Origin of the sequence: Arthrospira sp. PCC 8006 (assembly GCF_046480465.1) — a bacterium.
GTDB lineage: Bacteria > Cyanobacteriota > Cyanobacteriia > Cyanobacteriales > Microcoleaceae > Limnospira > Limnospira platensis.
This window is the reverse complement of the sequence record NZ_PKGG01000554.1, coordinates 1-447: the sequence shown is the minus strand read 5'-3', so window position 1 is coordinate 447 and position 447 is coordinate 1. Positions and strand designations below refer to the sequence as shown.

Annotated in this window: 1 protein-coding gene; it reads left to right on the top strand. The window is 46.1% G+C overall.

The window, feature by feature from the left end:
- Positions 1-208: 208 nt before the first annotated feature.
- The coding region (locus tag B9T16_RS29340) for a hypothetical protein (protein ID WP_410246462.1) at positions 209-447 on the top strand (239 nt) is incomplete at its 3' end.

Genomic DNA, 447 nt, shown 5'->3' with positions numbered 1-447 from the left:
CCAGAGTTCCCGGAGGGTCCTCTGGCGGGTCAGCAGCAGCCAACTAGGTTTTCCACAAGACAGTTCTTTTTGCAAAAGCTTTCCACTTTCGTTTTCGGATATGGGAGCAGATTCTACCGGATGTATGGACAACCGATGGGAATGGAGTATAGAACCCCAAACAGGTTGGTCGCTAGACTCAGGAGGTTTCGACCAAAAAAGTATCCATTTGACTTTTGATGAAATCGAAACCTATACCGTTAGCTTGCTAAAAATAAATGCTTGCGACAGCGCTACCACCGATACCACCTTTAATATCATTGGGCAACCTTTTGTCGTGGCGCCCCCATCATTGGATTATTGCGGTCCCACTCGTATTGATTTTTGGCAGGATTCTATCCATAGACCCGCCTTTTTTGATAGCTTAAGTACGTTGGATTACTTGTGGACAGTAAATCCACCAACGGG